Below are 18,202 nucleotides of genomic sequence, written 5' to 3'. Positions count from 1 at the left end.
TGCAACACATCTGCGACTCGGGTTGAGGTGCCCCCGGATCGGGGCGGGCAAACCCGTACGCGCCGATTCGGCCCACCGGTGTGCCCCGTCACGTATGCCCAGGTCTCTGTGGGCGGCCGGGATGCGGGTGGATACGTTGGTGGTCGGTTCCGGTCGCCGCACCCTAGGCCGCCGGAGGCCGCCGCGTGGGGAGCGCCCCGATCGGGTGCCCCCGCGGCGGGTCCGTGACCCGAACGGGTGACCGCCGATCGCGTGAGGATTATTCGCGTCGCCCGCGAAATGGGGCGGTGGGCACCGCCTGCCTCTTGCTAACCTCTGTCACCGTCCGTCACGCTGGAAACCCTCTTTCGACCGGCCGCTCAGGTTCCGCACAGGCGGAGTTGGTTCGCTGTCGCTAAGGTGGTGCGGGTTGTGGGCCCGGACGGGGCCAGGTCCGCAGGGATAAGATGCTTTGAAGGCAGAATGGGCGTTTTTCCTGATTTGGCGCGGGGTTTGAGCAGCAGACCCGGTGAAAATGCCATGCGCTGCAGGACTAGCGACTGGGGTTCGCGGCGGAATACGCTCAGTCGCGGCCCGCGTACTGAAGAACCCCTGTCAGATCGGGTGTTGGGTGGAGGTGCTCGCGTGAGCCTGTCGATCGTCACGACCATGCTCCCCAATGATGTCGTCGAGATCGCTCCGCGCGGAGAAATCGATGTTGACACGGCACATGAGATCCGCGAAGCGGTCTCCGCGGTGCTGACGAAGGGACGCCCGTCCCGCATCGAGCTGAACATGCGGCTGGTCAGTTTCATCGACTCGGTCGGCATCAGCGCGCTCGTCTCGGGTTTCCAGGCTGCTGAGGTGACCGGCTGCAAATTGGCCGTCACGCAACCCAGCCGGTTCGTCCACCGGCAGCTCTGGGTGACCGGCCTGCTCGGCCTGTTCGGCGCCCCGGAGCCCTACTTCGCCGACGCGGCGCCGGAGGCTCCCGCCGGGGCCTGAAAGTCCCTCTTGCCCGGCACGAGCGGCTGCGGAAGAGTCCATGCGTGGCCTCCCCGCAGCCCGGTGCCGGGCTGAACCTTCCGATGGGCGTCGCGCTCGCCCGCCGGTACGTGCTGATCGGTCCCGTCGCCCGCGGCGGCCTGTCCACGGTCTATCACGCGATCGACGCGGTGCACGGGCGTCCGGCCGCGGTCAAGGTCCTCTCGTCCGATGACCCGTGGGTACGCGAGAGCGCCCGCCGCGAGGCGCGGATCACCGATCGGCTGCGTCATCCCGGCGTGCCACGCGTCTACGACTACGGCGACGCCGGGCTGGCCGACGGCCGGACCGTGCCGTACGTGGCGATGGAGCTGCTCACCGGCGTCTCGCTGGCCGGCCGGGTGGCCGGTGGCCCGCTGCCCTGGCGCGAGGCGGTGCGGATCGCCGCCACCGTGACCGACGTGCTCGCCGCCGCGCATCGGCGCGGCGTGGTGCACCGTGACCTCAACCCGTCGAACGTGATGCTCACCGCGCGCGGCATCAAGATCGTCGATTTCGGCCTGGCCGCGCTGATCGAGCCGGAGGGGGAGCGGCGCACCCGGCTGGGCCCGCCGCCGTCCCCGGCCGACGACGTCTACGCGGCCGGGGTGCTGCTCTACGCGCTGCTGACCGGCCGTTCGCCGTATCCGGCGGCCCGGCCGGGCGCGCTGCTCGCCGGGCCGATGCACGGGCTCGCGCCGACGCCGGTGCTGCTGGTCGACGGCCTGCCGGCCACGGTGGCGGAGGCGTGCCGGTGGGGCATGCGCAAGCGTCCGGTGGATCGGCCGACGGCGGCGGAGCTCGCGGTCGCACTGTGGCGTACGGTGCTGCCGCACCACCGCCTCGACGGCGGGCCGGTAGCCGGTCGCGGCGGCCGGCCCGGACCCGGCACGCGTGCCGGGCCCGTGGCACCGAGGACGGCGGCGGCTCACGAGAACGGTCACGGCACCGCTCACGGGAGCGGTCACGCGACCGGCCGCGTCGCAGCTGGTCACGGTTAGGCGGGCCGCGTCACGGCCGGTCACGTCATGGCGTGGCCGGGCGCGGCGGTGGCTGCGGCGTGGCGGTGGCTGCGGCGCGTGGGGTGACGGTGCCGCCGGTCACGGCAGCGGCAGGTCCACCGAGCGGTCGTCGTCGACGGACGTGAGCGGCGTGACCGTGGCGTAGCCGTCGGCCAGCAGCGCGAGATCCGTCCCCGGCGCCGCCCGCTCCTGGCTGATCCGCATGCCGGTGCGCAGGTATCCCTCGCCGGACTCCTCCAGCGCCACCGACACCTGGCCGAAGCCGGCCGGCGCGGCCCGGCGTACCCCCTTGAGGTCCTCGGCCGGGACGTCCGGCACGTTTACGTTCAGCACGGATCCGGCCGGCAGCCCGGTCAGCGTGCCGAGCAGGTCCACCGCCACCGTGGCCGCGGTCGCCCAGTGCCGCTCCCCGTCGCCGATCCCGCTCAGCGCCTGCAGCGAGCCACCGCCGATCAGCCGCGAGACCACGTCCAGCGAGACGGCGATCGCGCTGCGGTCGCCGGCCGCCGCGGTCAGCGCCGCGCCGACCGTGCCGGAGTGCAGCACCGCGTGCCCGGCGTTCGCGCCCCGGTTCGGTCCGGAGAGCACCACGTCCGGTGGCGTGCCGAACGCGTCGCGCAGCGCCAGGACCACGATGAACGCGGGCGAGGCGGCCACACCGTACGCGCGCACGCCCGGCAGCCCGTCGAACGTGTGCGGATCGACCTGGATCCGGCCGTCGTCGCCCGGCGTGGCGATCAGCGCCGCGCCGTACCCGCTGTGTTCCGTGCGCGGCGCGGCCACGACCACCTCGTGACCGGCCTTCACCGCTGCCTCCGCCAGCACCCGGAGCCCGGGTGCGCCGATTCCGTCGTCGTTCGTGATGAGAACCCGCATGGCCGTATTGTCACCGCGAACCGGTCCGCTCAATCCGCCCGCGCGGTGCGAACGCGGACAGCGCGATCATCAGGCCCAGCAGCGCGCCGGAGACGGCCGGCGCCACCACCGGGTTGATCGCGGCCGCGCCCGGCGCCAGCAGCACCAGGTCGGCGCCGGGCCGGCTCACCGACGTCGCCTCGTGCGTGACCAGCGGTGTCCTGCGCGCTCTTGGCTCCATGACCCGGATCATTCCCGGGTACGGCGGCCGCGCGCGTCTTCCCGCGGACGACGCCGGCCGTACGGCGACGGGCGAAGGCGGGCCCGTCTGGCCCCTGGGGACGACCCGACATACGATGATGAACGTCGATGGATGGGGAGCCGGGCAGCCGCCGTCGTCCGACCGTCCCGCCGTGTCCCGGCGGGCCCCGAGGAAGGAACCTTCCTTGCCATCAGCACGTCATCTTCTCGCCGGCCTCACCGTGGCCCTGATCGCGGTCGTGGCCGGCTGGGCGCTCGCGCCCGCGGCCGGTGCGGCCGAGGGTTGCCGCGTCGACTACGCCGTGAACCAGTGGACCGGCGGTTTCACCGCGAACGTCCGCGTCTCGCCCGGCTCCGCCGCGGTCAGCGGCTGGAGCGTCACCTGGACCTACCCGGGGGACTCGACGATCACCAGCGCGTGGAACGCACAGGTCACCCAGTCCGGCCGGACCGTGACCGCGGTCAACGTGGGCTGGAACGGCAGCATCCCGGCGTCCGGCACCGCGGAGTTCGGGGTGCAGGGCACGTTCTCCACCGGCAACGCGGCACCGACCGGGTTCACGCTCAACGGGGTGCCGTGCAACGGCGACCCCGTGCCCACCCCGACCGGGACGCCGGCATCCCCGTCGCCCTCGCCGACCCCGTCACCCACGCCGGGTGCCGGCTGCGGGACCGCGGTGCTCTGCGACGACTTCGAGTCGCAGACCGGCGGCACGCCGTCCGGTGCCTGGTCGGTCACGGCGCAGGACTGCTCCGGCACCGGTACGGCGACGGTGGACACGTCCGTGGCGCGCAGCGGCAGCCGGTCGATCAAGGTGACCGGCGCGGCCGGCTACTGCAACCACGTGTTCGTGCGCACCACCGCGGCACCCGGCGCGCGGTTCGGGCGCTTCTACGTGCGGCACACCACGCCGCTGCCGGCCGCGCACGTCACGTTCCTTGCCATGCGCGACCCGAACGACGGCGGTGACCTGCGGATGGGCGGCCAGAACGCGGCGCTGCAGTGGAACCGGCAGTCGGACGACGCGACTCTGCCGGAGCAGAGCCCGGCCGGGGTGGCGCTGAGCCGACCGCTGCCGGTGAACGTGTGGACGTGCGTCGAGTTCGAGGTCGACGGCACCGCCGGCACGCTCACCACCTGGGTGGACGGAGCGGAGGTGGCCGGCCTGCGGGTCGACGGCGTGCCGACGCCGGACGTGGACCGGCAGTGGCTGGTCAAGACGTGGCGGCCGGCGCCGACCGACTTCCGGCTCGGCTGGGAGAGCTACGGCGACGGCGCGGACACGCTCTGGTACGACGACGTGGCGCTCGGCGCGTCCCGGATCGGCTGCTGACGTCTCACCACGAGCTGGGGCCGCAGGGCGTCGGTGTCTGCGGCTCCAGCTGAAGCGTGGCGTGGTCGATGTGGAAGTCGTGGTGCAGTGCCTCGCGCGCCGTGCTCAGCACCAGCGTCGCCTCCGCGGCCGGTTCCAGGCGCAGGTGTGCGCTGGCCACGTCCATGCCCGAGGTGAGCGTCCAGACGTGCAGGTCGTGCACGTCGCACACGCCCGGCACCTCGGCCAGCCGGGCGCGGACCGCGGTCACGTCCAGGTGGGCGGGCGCGGCCTGGACCAGGATGCGCAGCGCGGCCATGCCCAGCTTCCAGGTGCGCGGCACGATCAGCACCGCGACCGCCACCGCGACCAGCGGGTCCGCGTACCACCAGCCGGTCGCCGAGATGATCAGCGCGGCGACGATCACGCCGACCGAGGAGAACAGGTCGCCGAGCACCTCGAGGTAGGCGCCGCGCACGTTGATGCTCTCCTTCGCGCCGGACCTCAGCAGCGCGAACGCGGCCAGGTTGACCAGCAGGCCGCCGATCGCCACGACCAGCATCGGCCCGGTGGCCACCTCGTGCGGCTCGCCGAGCCGGCGCACCGCCTCGATCAGCACGTAGACCGCCACGCCGGTGAGCAGCAGCGCGTTCGCGAGCGCGGCCAGCACCTCCAGCCGGTACAGCCCGAACGTGTGCCGGTCGCCGCCGCGGGCCTTCGCGGCCGCGGTCATCGCGGCCAGCGCCATGCCGATGCCGAGCACGTCGGTGAACATGTGCCCGGCGTCGGAGAGCAGCGCGAGCGAACCGCTGAGGATCGCCACCACCGCCTCGACCAGGAGGAATCCGGCGAGCAGTGCGACGGCGGCCCAGAGCCGGCCGCGATGCCGCTGGCCCGCGTCGGCCAGCGAGTGTCCGTGGTCGTGTCCCGCTCCCACGAGCTACACCTTCCGTCGTCCCGCGCTCACGTACGCAATATATGTTCGTATTGCTATGTATGCAAACATGGGACTGGGAATCGGTGCCGACACGGAGGGCACCCCGGTGGGGTGCCCTCCGCCGGTCACGGCTTCCGGATCGAGACCGCGGTGTAGGTCGTCTCCGGTGTCGGCGGCGTGGCGAACCGCGCGTTCGGGAACCAGAGCCGGTCGCCGTACGACGCCACCGTGGCCGGTACGTCGAAGCTCGGATCCGTGACGCGCGTGACGACCCGGCCGGAGCCGCCGTCGCGGGCCAGCCGGATCACCGCGACCTGGTTGAGCCGGTTCTGCACCGCGTAAAGCGTGCGTCCCTCCAGTAGCAGCCCGTCGCCGTTGACCAGCGTCTCGCCACCCAGGTCGACCGGGACCGCGGCGCCGGTCCGGGTGCTCACCCGGTACAGCACGCCGGTGGGGGAGTGCACCACGAGCAGCGCGCGGCCGTCCGGCGTGCGCGTGATGCCGTTCGCGTTGACGCTGCCGGGCGTGAACGGGATGCCGGTCAGTGGCAGTGACGTGGCGGCCGCGGGCAGGCTGCCGTGCCGGCCGAACGACAGGCGGTACAGCACCGGGTTGTACGAGTCGGTGAACCACGCGCCGTCGCCGGTCAGCACCACGTCGTTGACGAACGCGGTCCCGGTGGCGAGCCGGTACGACCGCAGCACCCGGCCGGATCGGGCGTCGACCACCCGCGCGTCGCCGCCGGTGCCGCCGGAGACGAAGAGCCGGTCCCGGTCGTCGATCTTCAGGCCGAGCGACGGCGTGCCGGGCCCCTGGCTGAAGACCTCACCCACGCCGGTACGCAGACTGGCGCGGTAGAGGTCCCCGTCGGCCCGGGAGCCGAAGTAGGCGATCGGGCGGTCGCCGATCGCGATGCCCTCGGGCTGATAGCCGGCCGGCAGGTCGATCGTGGTGACGGATCGCTTCCCGTCGGCCCGGGCGGTGCCGGGCGCGGCGAGCGCGGCCGCGGGAACGGCCGCGGCGAGCGAGAGAACGGTACGGCGCTGCATGATCAACTCCATCCATGGACGTCTCTGATCCGTACCGAATCATGCCGCTCCCGGCCGGTTCCCGCAGACGATCGGCTATTTGGCGGTTCAACGTTGAGACGCCACACTGGGCGCCGTGCGCATAGTTGATCAACCGCTGCTCCGTGTCGCGCTGGCCGGCCTGCGGGCGCACTACGTCCGGTTGCTGATGACCGCGGCCGCGATCGTGGTCGGTGTGAGCTTCCTCGCCGGGTCGCTGGTCTACGGCGACACCGCGCGTGCCGCGTTCTACGACGACCTGGCGAAGTCGTCCCGGAACGTGGACGTGGTGATCCAGTCCGGCTGGAGCCTGCTCGACCGCGGCACGCTGGACCGGGTTCGCGCGGTCGACGGCGTGGCCGCAGCGGACGGCCGGGTGATCGCGAACATGGGCATGCTCGGCGCGGACGGCAAGCTCCTGGTCACCAGCGGGCACGTCGGGTACGGGATCTCCGTACCCACCGTGGGGTCCCTGTCGCGTTTCGACGTGGCCGCGGGCCGGGTGCCGGAGCGCGCCGGCGAGATCGCGGTCGAGCGGCAGACCGTGGAGCAGCAGGGCTTCACGGTCGGCAGTACCGTGCGGCTGGTCGGCCCGGACGGCGCACCGGTCGGCTTCACCCTGGTCGGCGTGCTCGATCTGGGCGTCAACAAGCTCTTCGGCGGCTCGTCCGTCGGCGCGCTCACCGACGCGGACCTGCTCCGGATCACGAACACGAACCGGTACACGCAGATCGTGGCCACCGCGGCGCCGGGCGTGCGCCAGGAGGAGCTGCGCTCGCGCGTCCAGGCGGCGGCACCCGGCGGCTGGACGATGACCGGCGACGAACTGGCCGACGAGCTGGCCGCCGAGGCCGCGAAGTACGTGGACGGCTTCCTCTCCGTGTTGATCGGCTTCGGCCTGGTCGCGCTGACCGTCTCCGGCTTCGTCATCTACAACACGTTCGCGATGCTCGCCGCACAGCGCGGCCGCGAACTCGCGCTGCTGCGCTGCGTGGGCGCGTCCCGGCGGCAGGTGCTCGGCACCGTGCTGATCGAGGCCACCGTGCTGGGCGTGCTGGCGTCGCTCGGCGGCGTACTGGCCAGCCTGGTGGTCGGCCAGGGCCTGCTGCTGTCCCGCGAGCTGGTCGCCACCTCCATCCCGGACCACGCGCTGGTGCTGCGCTGGCCCACCGTGCTGGTCGCGGTCGGCTTCGGGACCGCGCTGACGCTGCTCGGCGCGCTGGTGCCGGCGGTCGCGGCGAGCCGGGTACCACCGCTCACCGCACTGCGCGACGCCGGCACGATCGAGCACCGGGAGACCGGGCGGCGTGCCCGCGCGGCCGTCTCCGCCGTCCTGACCGGCACCGGGCTGCTGATCGCGCTGGGCGGCGTCACGCTGGGCTTCGCCGGGCTGCCGTTGGTGCTGGGCGGCGCGATGCTGATGTTCCTCGGCACGGTGACCGGCACGCCACTGGTGATCGGGCGGCTGATCCGGGCGGTCGGCGCGCTGCCGGCCCGCGTCTTTGGCGTGCCGGTGCGGCTGGCCACGCTGAACGCGTACCGGAACCCGCGCCGCGTCGCGGCCACCACCAGCGCGCTGATGATCGGTGTGACGCTGATGTCGCTGTTCAGCGTGCTCCTGGCCACCGCGCGCGACCAGGCCGGGAAGGAGCTGACCGAGAACTTCCCGGTCGACTTCGTGCTGACGCCGAAGCGGGTGAACGCGGACGGGCCGGTCACCGCGCCCGACGGCGTACCGCAGGCGGCGATCGACGCGCTCGCGACCCGGCCTGAACTGGCCACGGTCGCACCGGCACGGCTGGTCTCGCGGGAGACCGACCCGCGGTTCTACGGCGACGCCGCGGTGTGGGCCACCTCGGGCGCGGTCCGGCCCGAGGTCAAGGAGGGCGATCTCGGCGCGCTCACCGTCGGGACCGCGGCGGTGCAGCGGGACTACGCGGCCACGCTCGGGGCCGGTCTGGGCGATCGGCTCACGCTGCCGCGAGCCGGGCAGGTCACGATCATCGCACTGTACGACGACGCGCCGCTGGACGCGTCCGTGCTGCTCTCCTGGGACGGATTCACCGAGGCGTACGGCGCCGGAGCCCCGAACCGGGTGCTGATCGACGTGGCCGACGGCACCTCCGTCGCGGCCGCGCGCCACGTCCTCGACGCCGCGCTGGCCGAATATCCGCTGGTGCAGGTGGAGAGCGCGGCCGACGCGGCCGAGTCGCTGACCGCCTCGCTGGACGAGCTGCTGGCCATCTTCGCCGCGCTGCTCGGCATGTCCGTGCTGATCGCGCTGTTCGGCATCGGCAACACGCTGTCGCTGTCCGTCTTCGAGCGCACCCGCGAGTCCGCGACGCTGCGCGCGCTCGGACTGACCCGCCGCCAGCTGCGCGCCACGCTGCTGGCCGAGGCCGTGCTGATGGCGCTGGTCGGCGCGCTGGCCGGGGTGGTGTTCGGCGCGGCCACCGGCTGGGCCGCGTCACTCGGCCTGATCAGCGCGTACGGGACCGGGCTGCCCGTGCTGCCGGTCGGCCAGCTCGCGCTGTTCGCCGCGGTCGCGTCCGGTGCCGCGATGGTGGCGGCCGTGCTCCCGGCACGCCGCGCGGCCCGTGCGTCCGTGGTCGCCGCACTGACCGGCGCCTGACGGTGCGGTTTGCAAACTATTGATCGGCGGAATAAAAAATCTGTTGTGTCGGGACTAGATATTTGCTGGCGGCGGATCTAGTCTTTGGTGAGAAAGCTCGCTCGTGATGACCGAGAGCATGACGATCGGGCAAGAGGCGCCGGATTCGCCGCCTTCCGCCGAGAGGCTGCTGCCGAGGGCGAGGCGGGCACGCGGTCCGGCTCCGGACACCGAGTTGGTAAGGAGGGCGACGACATATCTCAGGTCTCTGAAGCAATCCCGTCCCCAACCGACAAAGGGGTGGTCGCCACGAGCACTGCCTTTGCCGACCTCGGTCGGCTCACGAGATTTGGGTAGGTTTCCGACGCCGGGTCGCGGCCGGTCCCGTACGCGGGAGTGCGCCGCCACGAAGATCACCCGGCACGCCGGATTGTTTCGTACGTCGCCGTTCGTCATCGTGGACCTGGTTCCGACAGCGGACGACGACCGATCAGGAAACTGTCTGCCCGGGCCCCGGGACGCCTAGCGTCCCGGGGCCTTCTGACGCGCGCGAAAGGCTTTTCCAGAGGTGACCCGGCCCGGCCACGTCCACGACGAGCACTACCCCGCCTACACCATCGGCACCGCCGCCGACCTGGTCCGCACCACGCCCGCGTTCCTCCGGGCCCTCGGCGAGGCCGGCCTGATCACCCCGCAGCGCTCCGCCGGCGGCCACCGCCGCTACTCCCGCCACCAACTCGACCTCGCCGCCCGCGCCCGCGAACTCCTCGACGAGGGCCTCCCCCTCACCGCCGCCGTCCGCATCGTCCGCATCGAGGACGAACTCGCCGACGTCCGCCGCCAGCTCGCCGACCTCCACAACGCCATACCCCCACCCCGCACCCCCGCCGGCTGATTCCCTCCGTCCCACGTCACCGGCCGTGCGACATCTCCACCCCCATCTCGCCGTCGACGCCGCACCCACGTGCCGTCCTGCCCGCGTGCTCGCGTGCCCGCCTGCTCGCGTGCCCGCCTGCTCGCGTGCCCGCCTGCTCGCGTGCCCGCCTGCTCGCCTGCTCGCGTGCCCGCGTGCCGACGTGCCGGCGTGCCGGCCTGCTCGCGTTCCGGCCCGCGGGCGTCATGCCGCCGGGTGGACTGTCCGGCAAGCAGCACCGGAAATTTCCTGACAAAGGCGCCAATCGGTCCTTCAATCGATTCGATCACCGCGATGTCGACGGCTGAGTGATCAATCAGTGGAGCAAAAGGTAGATCAAATATCGAAGTGGATCGCCTTTTTGCTCCACTGAGCCTTTTTCATCCTGGTGTGTGGCCTGCGTCGATGTGGTCGAGGACCAGGATGGCTTGGATGATGGTGGTGGTGCAGTGCGGGCTGCAGCGGAGTTTGGTCAGGATCTTCCATTGCTTCAGGGTGGCGTTAGCTTGTTCGCCGATGGCTCGTAGGCGGGCGTGTCCTTTATTGGCGGTTTTCTCTCCGGTCGATAGTTTGCGCCAGCGGCTGCCGCGGTAGGGGACGAGGACGTTGTCGGGGGCGCCGAGGTAGGCCTTGTCCGCGAGAACGGTGATGTTCGCGCTGGCCAGGGCGTCGATGATGCCGTGGGTGCGGGCGGCGGTGAGGTCGTGGGCGCCGCCGGGCAGGGCGGGTGAGGCCCATAGCCATGTGCCTTGTGGGCTGGCGATCGTTTGGGTGTTCATGCCGTGCCGGTGATGTTTTCCGGAGTAGTACGGTTTTTGGTCCGCGACCCGGTCGATGGGTATCAGGGTGCCATCGAGGATGACGTACGGGTACCGGCGGATCCGGTCCATGGCGGTGGCCAGATCGGGTGCGGCGGCGGCGAGCAGGGCGATGGCTTCCTGGACGTAGCGCCAGGCGGTCGTGACCCCGATACCGAATCCGGCGGCCAGGCGGGTGTAGGTGTCCCCGTTACGCAGGTGCGCCAGGGCGAGAAGGGCCTGGTCGCGGGGTGTCAGCCGCCGCCACCGGGATCGTTGCTGGTGGCGGTGGCGGCGGATATGGCCGGTGAGGTGGTTGAGGGTGCGGGTGGACAACGAGATCGTGGCGGGGTAAGACAGCACGGGCGAGGCTCCCTGGTCGGGGCATCGGATCTTGGTCGACTGCTGTCTTACCGGGAGCCTCGCACCTATCGATCTCCGGGGTCGTCATACCCGCTGCCACCTGCAAAGCCAGGATGAAAAAGGCTCACTGATTGATCACTCAGGGCCTCGTGGCAGCGTGCGGCGAACGCTACTACCGCGAGCAGGGCGAGATATCGCGAAATTTCGGGCGCAAGGCGCCCGGCTCGCTGTTCACAAGCCGCGAGCTGGCGGCCTGGGCCGGAAGCTGCGGACCGGGAGCCAGGAAGGAGCAGCCGGGCCAGAACCGCCGGGCCAGCTGCCGGGCCGGAGCCGCCGAGCGAAAGCTGCGGGGCGCGAGCCGCCGGGCCGCAGCTGCGGGGCCGGAGCCGCCGAGCGAAAGCTGCGGGGCGCGAGCCGCCGGGCCGCAGCTGCGGGGCCGGAGCCGCCGAGCGAAAGCTGCGGGGCGCGAGCCGCCGGGCCGCAGCTGCGGGGCCGGAGCTGTCGGGGGCGTGCCGCCGCGCTCAACGGGCCGGCCCGGGCGGGAGCCGCGGGGCTCGGAGATGTGAGCTGGCTGGTGTGGGCAGGGACTGGGCTGGACGCGGTTCGGCTTCGCGGGCAATGGCCGGGCGGATGGTGGCCGGTCGGCGGTGGGCGGGCGCCGGTGACGGGGTGCCGGCGGTTGTACGGTGGCCGGCCGCGGGAGTGGCGGCGGCTGGTTCGGGTGTGGGGTTGTGGGCTTGCGGCCACGGACCCCGCAGGGAGGAGCGCCAGCGACGACCGGTGCCCGCGGGAGCGTGCGGGACCGGTGTCGCCGGAAGCGGGCATATCCGGTGGTGAATGGAATGCCGTCTAGTGGTACGGCCGGGTGCCGAGCGTGATGAGTTGCTGGGTGGCGCGGGAGAGGGCGACGTAGAGCGTGCGGACGCCGGACTCGGAGTCGGTGCGGATGTCCTCGGGTTCGGTGAGGACGACGCCGTCGTATTCCATGCCCTTCGCCTGGAGGCTGGTGACCACCTGGACGCGGTCGTCGGCCAGCCCGGCGACCCAGGCCGCCATCTCGGCGCGGCGGGGGACCGGGGTGATCACGCCGACCGTGCCCTCGACCTGGGCGAGCAGTGAGGTTACGGCGTCGCGGACGGCGCCGGGCAGCTCGGCCTGGGTGACGATGCGTTCGATCGGGGCGACGCCGGTGGAGCGGACCGCGGTGGGCAGGGCCTCGCCGGGGAACGCGCGGCGGATGACGGCCGCGGCGACCTCGAAGATCTCGCGCGAGTTGCGGTAGTTGGTGCTGAGCGTGAACTCGTGCCGTTTCTTGCCACCGAGCGCCTGGTCCCGGGCGCGGCTCAGTTCGGCCGGGTCGCCGGTCCAGGCCGCCTGCAGCGGGTCGCCGACGATGGTCCAGGACGCGATCGAGGCGCGGCGGCCCAGCATGCGCCACTGCATCGGCGATACGTCCTGTGCTTCGTCCACCACCACGTGCGCGTAGTCGCGGTAGTCCTCCGGGCGTTCGGTGGCGGCGGCGCGCGCGGCCTGCTGACGGTCCGCGTACGTGCTGACCTCCTGCACGCCGCCGCCCGCGTGGAACGGGTTGCGGTTGCGCTGCTGCGGCTTGCGTGGCTGGCCGAGCAGCGCGTCCAGCTCGTCGAGCAGCGCCACGTCCGCGATGGTGGGGCCGTCCGTGGACAGCGTGGCGAACGCGTCGCGGAGCAGCCGGATCTCGGCGTTGGACAGGATGCCGTGTGCGTACCGGCGGAGCCGCTCCGGGTCGGCCAGCCACTCCAGCACCGTCATCGGGCGCAGCCGTGGCCACCAGGCGCGCAGGAAGTCGCGGAAGTCGTCGCGTTCGGCCAGCTCGGCCTCGAAGTCCGGCCGGGCCGGCAGCGTGGGTACGCGCAGTCGCTGAGCCTGCGTCCACAGCGCCTGGAAGACGTTGTCGAAGCCGGCCCGCCGCGACTCGTTGCGCCGGGTGCCCTTGGGCAACGCCCGCTCGCGCGCCCGGTCCAGGTCCTCCGCGGTCAGCCGGAGCAGCGTGCCGCGGTAGAGCAGGCGCAGCTCGGTGGGGCCGAACGGGACCGCGTCGCGGGTGGCGCGCTCCAGCACCGTGCGCATGCGCAGCGAGCCCTTGACGGCCGCGACCGCGGCCGGGTCGACCCGGACCGCGTTGATGCCGACCACCAGTGAGCCCAGCGAGTGCAGCGTCGCGGAGTCCTCGCCGAGCGACGGCAGCACGGTCGCGATGTAGTTGACGAACACGCCGGACGGGCCGACCACCAGGATGCCGCCGCCGGCGAACCGGCTGCGGTCCGAGTACAGCAGGTACGCGGCGCGGTGCAGCGCCACCGCGGTCTTGCCGGTGCCGGGGCCGCCGGACACGATCGTCACGCCGGACGAGGGTGCGCGGATCGCCTCGTCCTGCTCCTGCTGGATGGTGGCGACGATGTCCTTCATGCCGGTGCCGGTCGCCCGGCCCAGGCTGGCCAGCAGCGCGCCGTCGCCGACGATGTGCATGTCCTCCGGCGCGGCCTCCGGATCGAGCAGGTCGTCCTCGATGCCGGTGACCCGCTCGCCGGTCGAGCGGATCATGCGCCGCCGGACCACGTCGCGCGGGTCCTTCGCGGTGGCCTGGTAGAACGCGGCCGCGGCCGGTGCGCGCCAGTCGATGACCAGCGACTCCGAGGCCTCGCCGCGGATGCCGAGCCGGCCCACGTGGTAGATCTGGCCGGTCTTCAGGTCGAGCCGGCCGAACACCAGGCCCTCGTGTTCGGTGTCCAGCGCCTGCCGCCGGCGGGCCGCGTGGAAGACCATCGCGTCCCGCTCGACGAGCGCGCCGAAGTTGCCGACCCGGGCCAGGCCGTAGCCGGCCTTCTCGGCCTTGGCCGCCTCCTGGCGAAGCTGGGCCAGGCGGGCGTAGACAATGTCCACATGGCGCTGCTCGAGGGCGATCTCTTGTTGCAGGATATTGGCGTCGGTCACCGGGTGTCGTGCTCCTGAGCTTTGGGTGCGGCCATCGAACCTACCCCTCCGCTCGCGGCCGTGTCGACGTTTTCCGCTACCGGCTGGTAGGGAGTGCGTCTCAGGCGGCCCGCGCGGTGCCCGGACGTGCGGTCCGGCGAGCGTGGCGGCGGCCCGGCGCGTGCAGCGGCGTCGATCCGGCCGCGCGGCGGGTGACCGCGGCGAGCGCGCCGGCCACCTCGGCCGGCCGCTCCAGCATGAGCATGTGGCCGCCGCCGGGGCAGAGCGTCAGCTCGGTGCCGGGCAGCGCGTCCGCGATCGCCTCCGCGCAGGCCGGCGGCGTCAGCCGGTCGTCGCTGCCGGCCAGCACCGCCGCGGGTACGTCACCGAGCGTGGACAGCGTGTCCAGGCGCTGCTGGGTGCCGATCGAGGTGCGGAAGCCGCCGATCGCGCGCAGCGAGCACCGGCCCACGCTGGACAGCGTGAGCCGCAGGTCGGAGCCGTCGCACCGGTCGCCGTAGAGCAGCCAGCGGATCGCCGGCCCGAGCACCGGCAGCACCGCTCGGTGCGGGCGCCAGGTGCCGCAGCGGGCCAGCACGCCGGCGCCGGTCGTCTCGGCCAGCCGGAACAGCGTGGCGAGCGGGCTGGGCAGGCCGTAGTGAGTGCGCGAGGTGCCCTCCGCGGACGTGGAGACCAGCACCAGACCGGCGATCCGCGACGCGAAGTGCTCCGGGTGCCGGTGCGCGTACTCCATGATCGTCATGCCGCCCATGGAGTGACCGGCCAGGACCACCCGGCCCGTGGGGGCCAGCTCGTCGAGCACGGTGCGCAGGTCGTCGCCGAGCTGTCCGAGCGTGGCGCAGTCGAGCGGCGTGGCATCGGAGAGCCCGTGGCCGCGCGCGTCGTACGCGACGATCCGGGCCTCGGTCTCACCCAGCTCGGCCAGGACGCGGTGCCAGCAGCGCACGTCCAGCGTCCAGCCGTGCAGCAGCACGACGGTCAGGGGCGCGTCCGGGTCGCCACCGATCTCGGCGTGCAGCCGGACGCCGTCGGGGAGCTCGATCTCCGTACCGGTGGGAAGGAGCGTCTGACGCTGCGACATGGGCACCTCCGCGAATGAATCTCGCCGCGGACCACCGGATACCCACGGGTAACAATCATCACGCGTGAACGTGCAAATTTCCAGGAGGTAAACGCACGGGGGGCCGGCACCGTGGCGGTGCCGGCCCCCCGTGACGAAGGTGTGTCAGCCCTCGAAGACGCCCGCGTCGACGAGCTTCTTCTCGGTGGCGTCCCAACCGTCCTGCGGCTGCGCCTCGTTGAGCGCGGCCAGCTCGGCGCGGATCTTCGCGCCGTGACCGGCGGCGGCCAGCACGCGGATCTCCTCGACGAACGCGTCGGAGGAGGTGCTCAGGTGGGTGGTCTTGCCGTTGGTCAGGTTCCGCACGTACGCGTGCTTCCCCTTGTTGAGCGGGATCAGGTACTTGTACTCGCCCAGCACGCTCAGGGCGGCACCCTGGCCTTGTCCAGCGCGGACTGACGCGCGCGCGGTCTTTGAGGTACTGCTCGCCACGGAGGTACTCCTTGAACGACATTCAGAGAAGAGAAGAGGGCGACCAGGGTCGCCCGTATAGAGCCTACACCAGCCAGGGCGTACGCAGAAAAACGCCCGGCGGCCATGCATAGTTTCCCGGATTCTCTGGCGCACCATCCGCCACAGACGGCATCATGAAACCCGGCCGACCGTGGAGATCGAGGTCGTAGGGGAAGACGCACCTCGTGTCTTCGGGAGGTCACCGTGCCAACGCGTGGCGTCATATACGTCCACTCGACCCCGCTCGCCGTGTGCCCGCACGTCGAGTGGGCGATCGCGCGCGTCCTCACCGCGCCGGTCAAGCTGCATTGGTCCGCGCAGCCCGTCGACCCCGGCGCCCGCCGGGCGGAGTCGGGGTGGAGCGGGCGGCCAGGCACCGGGGCGGAGCTGGCGGCTGCCCTCCGGCAGTGGCCCATGATCCGTTTTGAGATCACGGAGGAGCCCAGCCCGGGGGCAGACGGCGAGCGCTTCATGTACGTGCCGGGCCGCGGTCTGTTCCGCGCGACCTGCGGTGCGGCCGGCGACATCCAGCTGGGTGAGGACCGGTTGCGGTCGATCATGTCCTCGGCCCGCGGTCCGGAGGCGCTCGCGCATGCGCTCGACAAGGCCATGGGTACGGCGTGGGACGCGGAGCTGGAACCCTATCGGTACGCGGGTGATGGCGCTCCGAACATGGTGCTCACCCGGGTCGGGTAGCGCGTCGCGGGCGGGGTTGCTCAATTCCGGCACGCCTGGTCGAATGGCCCGCGTGCCGGACATACCCCACGGCGTTCACCGGTCCGGCCGGTGGCGCCCTCTCCTCGTACCCCCGTTGCTTCTGATGCTCGTTCTGACGGGGTGTGGCACCGAGCCCCCGGCGAGCCCGGAGGCGCCGCCGAACTCGCCGGCTCCGCTGGCCGTGCCCTCCTCCGCGCCCGATCCGGCCGCACAGGCCGCCGCGCTGGTCGCGCAGCTCGCGGACGAGGACCTGGCCGGGCAGGTGCTGATGCCGTACGCGTACGGCGCGTCCGCGACCGACGTCTCGGCCGGCTCCAAGGCCGGCAACCAGGGGCTGGCCGGCGTGGACACCCCGGCGCAGATGGTGGAGAAGTACCGGCTCGGCGGCCTCATCCTGGTCGGGTTCAGCGCGGACGACCCGACCGGCAAGAACCAGCCGACCACCAACGTCGACAACCCGGCCCAGGTGCGTGCGCTCACCGAGGGCCTGCAGGCCGCGCACGCGAACCTGCCGGCCGGTGCCGCGCCGATGCTGATCGGCACCGACCAGGAGTACGGCGTGGTCACCCGGATCCGCACCGGCGTGAGCGCGCTGCCCGGCGCGATGGCGTTCGGCGCGGCCGGTGACGTCGGCGTGACCGAGAAGGCGTGGTCGGTGGCCGGCGGCGAGCTGGCCGCGATGGGCGTCAACGTCGACTTCGCACCGGTCGCGGACGTGCTCGGCGGCCCGGGCGGCCTGGTGATCGGCTCCCGCTCGTACGGCGACGACCCGAAGGCGGTGGCGGAGCAGGTCTCCGCGGCGGTGCGCGGGCTGCGGGCCGGTGGCGTCGCGGCCGCGCTGAAGCACTTCCCCGGCCACGGCCACACCACCACGGACAGCCACGAGGCGCTGCCGGTGCTCGGCCAGGACCGCAAGACGCTGGACGCGGGTGACCTGCCGCCGTTCAAGGCCGGCATCGAGGCGGGCGCGCAGCTGGTCATGTCCGGCCACCTGGACGTGCGGGCGATCGACCCGGGTGTGCCGGCCACGTTCTCCGGCAAGGTGCTCACCGACCTGCTGCGCGGCGAGCTCAAGTTCGAGGGCGTGGTGGTCAGTGACGCGCTCAACATGGAGCCGGCGATGGCCTGGCCGGCGGGCGAGGCCGCGGTGCGCGCGCTGAACGCCGGCAACGACCTGCTGCTGATGCCGCCGGACCTGCCGGCCGCGCACGCCGGGCTGCTGGCCGCGCTGAAGGACGGCTCACTGAAGCGGGAGCGGCTGACCGAGGCGGCCACCCGGGTGCTCACGCTGCGGTTCACGCTGGCCCAGGACGACGCGCCGCCGATGTCCACGGTCGGCGCCCCGGCCGGTGCGGAGCCGCTGAGCGACGTGGCCCGCCGGTCGATCACGATGCTGCGCGGCACCTGCGACGGCAAGGCGGTCGCCGGGCCGGTGACGGTCACGGTCGCCAGCGGCCGCACCGACTCCAAGAAGAACCTGGAGGAGGCGCTGCGCAAGGCGGGTCTCGAGGTGGTGGCGTCCGGCGGCAGCACCACGGTGCACCTGGTCGGGTACGGCGACGGCGTCGCCGAGCTGTCCCCGGGCGCGCAGGTGACGGTGTCGATGGACCTGCCCTACCTGCTGGCGTCGTCCCGGTCACCGGTGCTGCTGGCCACCTACTCGAACGCGCCGGCGCAGCTGACCGCGCTGGCCGAGGTGCTCGCGGGGAAGGCGAAGCCACAGGGCAGTTCGCCGGTCGAGGTGGACGGGCTGCCGCGTACCACCTGCTGATGGGCTTTTAAGGGGGCGGCTCGATCG

The 18,202-nt window shown here is 72.5% G+C and carries 15 protein-coding genes; 7 read left to right on the top strand and 8 right to left on the bottom strand.

Annotation, left to right across the window (positions count from 1 at the left end):
• Positions 1-624 precede the first annotated feature (624 nt).
• Positions 625-984: an STAS domain-containing protein gene (locus tag J2S42_RS13855; RefSeq protein ID WP_306826585.1), complete on the top strand. Its 360-nt coding sequence runs from the start codon at positions 625-627 to the stop codon at positions 982-984.
• 44 nt (positions 985-1,028) lie between these two features.
• Positions 1,029-2,003 (top strand): serine/threonine-protein kinase, encoded by a 975-nt coding sequence (locus J2S42_RS13850; protein ID WP_307239230.1) that lies wholly within the window; start codon positions 1,029-1,031, stop codon positions 2,001-2,003.
• Positions 2,004-2,102: 99 nt separating this feature from the next.
• Here J2S42_RS13850 and surE read toward each other — a convergent pair whose 3' ends face one another.
• Both surE and J2S42_RS13840 read right to left on the bottom strand, forming a co-directional pair.
• Positions 2,103-2,900, bottom strand: a complete 798-nt coding sequence (surE, locus tag J2S42_RS13845) for a 5'/3'-nucleotidase SurE (RefSeq protein ID WP_307239228.1) — start codon at positions 2,898-2,900, stop codon at positions 2,103-2,105.
• A gap of 10 nt (positions 2,901-2,910) precedes the next feature.
• A complete protein-coding gene (locus J2S42_RS13840; protein ID WP_307239226.1) occupies positions 2,911-3,120 on the bottom strand; it encodes a hypothetical protein in 210 nt (69 codons plus the stop codon).
• A 205-nt stretch (positions 3,121-3,325) separates the two neighbouring features.
• On the opposite strand from J2S42_RS13840, the gene J2S42_RS13835 reads away from it, so the two are divergent.
• A complete protein-coding gene (locus J2S42_RS13835; protein WP_307239224.1) occupies positions 3,326-4,474 on the top strand; it encodes a cellulose-binding domain-containing protein in 1,149 nt (382 codons plus the stop codon).
• Positions 4,475-4,478: 4 nt separating this feature from the next.
• On the opposite strand, the gene J2S42_RS13830 is transcribed toward J2S42_RS13835, so the two are convergent.
• Positions 4,479-5,390: a cation diffusion facilitator family transporter gene (locus J2S42_RS13830; protein WP_307239223.1), complete on the bottom strand. Its 912-nt coding sequence runs from the start codon at positions 5,388-5,390 to the stop codon at positions 4,479-4,481.
• Positions 5,391-5,515: 125 nt separating this feature from the next.
• A complete protein-coding gene (locus tag J2S42_RS13825) occupies positions 5,516-6,439 on the bottom strand; it encodes an SMP-30/gluconolactonase/LRE family protein (protein ID WP_307239221.1) in 924 nt (307 codons plus the stop codon).
• Positions 6,440-6,554: 115 nt separating this feature from the next.
• Here J2S42_RS13825 and J2S42_RS13820 point away from each other — a divergent pair, with 115 nt between their 5' ends.
• Positions 6,555-9,089 carry an ABC transporter permease gene (locus J2S42_RS13820; RefSeq protein ID WP_307239219.1) on the top strand — a complete coding sequence of 845 codons (2,535 nt, stop codon included), beginning with the start codon at positions 6,555-6,557 and terminating at the stop codon, positions 9,087-9,089.
• A 547-nt stretch (positions 9,090-9,636) separates the two neighbouring features.
• Positions 9,637-9,963: a MerR family transcriptional regulator gene (locus J2S42_RS13815; RefSeq protein WP_307239217.1), complete on the top strand. Its 327-nt coding sequence runs from the start codon at positions 9,637-9,639 to the stop codon at positions 9,961-9,963.
• Between the two features lie 398 nt (positions 9,964-10,361).
• Here J2S42_RS13815 and J2S42_RS13810 read toward each other — a convergent pair whose 3' ends face one another.
• From J2S42_RS13810 to J2S42_RS13795, 4 genes are all read right to left on the bottom strand, one after another.
• Complete coding sequence (locus J2S42_RS13810; protein ID WP_307239215.1) at positions 10,362-11,141, bottom strand: transposase family protein; 780 nt, start codon at positions 11,139-11,141, stop codon at positions 10,362-10,364.
• 849 nt (positions 11,142-11,990) lie between these two features.
• Positions 11,991-14,114 (bottom strand): HelD family protein, encoded by a 2,124-nt coding sequence (locus J2S42_RS13805; RefSeq protein WP_307239213.1) that lies wholly within the window; start codon positions 14,112-14,114, stop codon positions 11,991-11,993.
• 100 nt (positions 14,115-14,214) lie between these two features.
• Positions 14,215-15,195: an alpha/beta fold hydrolase gene (locus J2S42_RS13800; RefSeq protein ID WP_307239211.1), complete on the bottom strand. Its 981-nt coding sequence runs from the start codon at positions 15,193-15,195 to the stop codon at positions 14,215-14,217.
• A 144-nt stretch (positions 15,196-15,339) separates the two neighbouring features.
• Positions 15,340-15,666 (bottom strand): hypothetical protein, encoded by a 327-nt coding sequence (locus J2S42_RS13795; RefSeq protein ID WP_307239209.1) that lies wholly within the window; start codon positions 15,664-15,666, stop codon positions 15,340-15,342.
• A gap of 225 nt (positions 15,667-15,891) precedes the next feature.
• Between J2S42_RS13795 and J2S42_RS13790 the strand changes: the two genes are divergently transcribed.
• A complete protein-coding gene (locus J2S42_RS13790) occupies positions 15,892-16,383 on the top strand; it encodes a DUF3145 domain-containing protein (protein WP_307239207.1) in 492 nt (163 codons plus the stop codon).
• A 124-nt stretch (positions 16,384-16,507) separates the two neighbouring features.
• On the top strand, positions 16,508-18,175 hold the full coding sequence (locus tag J2S42_RS13785) for a glycoside hydrolase family 3 protein (RefSeq protein ID WP_307239205.1): 1,668 nt from the start codon (positions 16,508-16,510) through the stop codon (positions 18,173-18,175).
• Positions 18,176-18,202 lie beyond the last annotated feature (27 nt).

Source organism: Catenuloplanes indicus (assembly GCF_030813715.1).
Classification (GTDB): Bacteria; Actinomycetota; Actinomycetes; order Mycobacteriales; family Micromonosporaceae; genus Catenuloplanes; species Catenuloplanes indicus.
The sequence above is the reverse complement of the archived record's forward strand: the minus strand, read 5'-3'. Positions and strand labels throughout refer to the sequence as shown.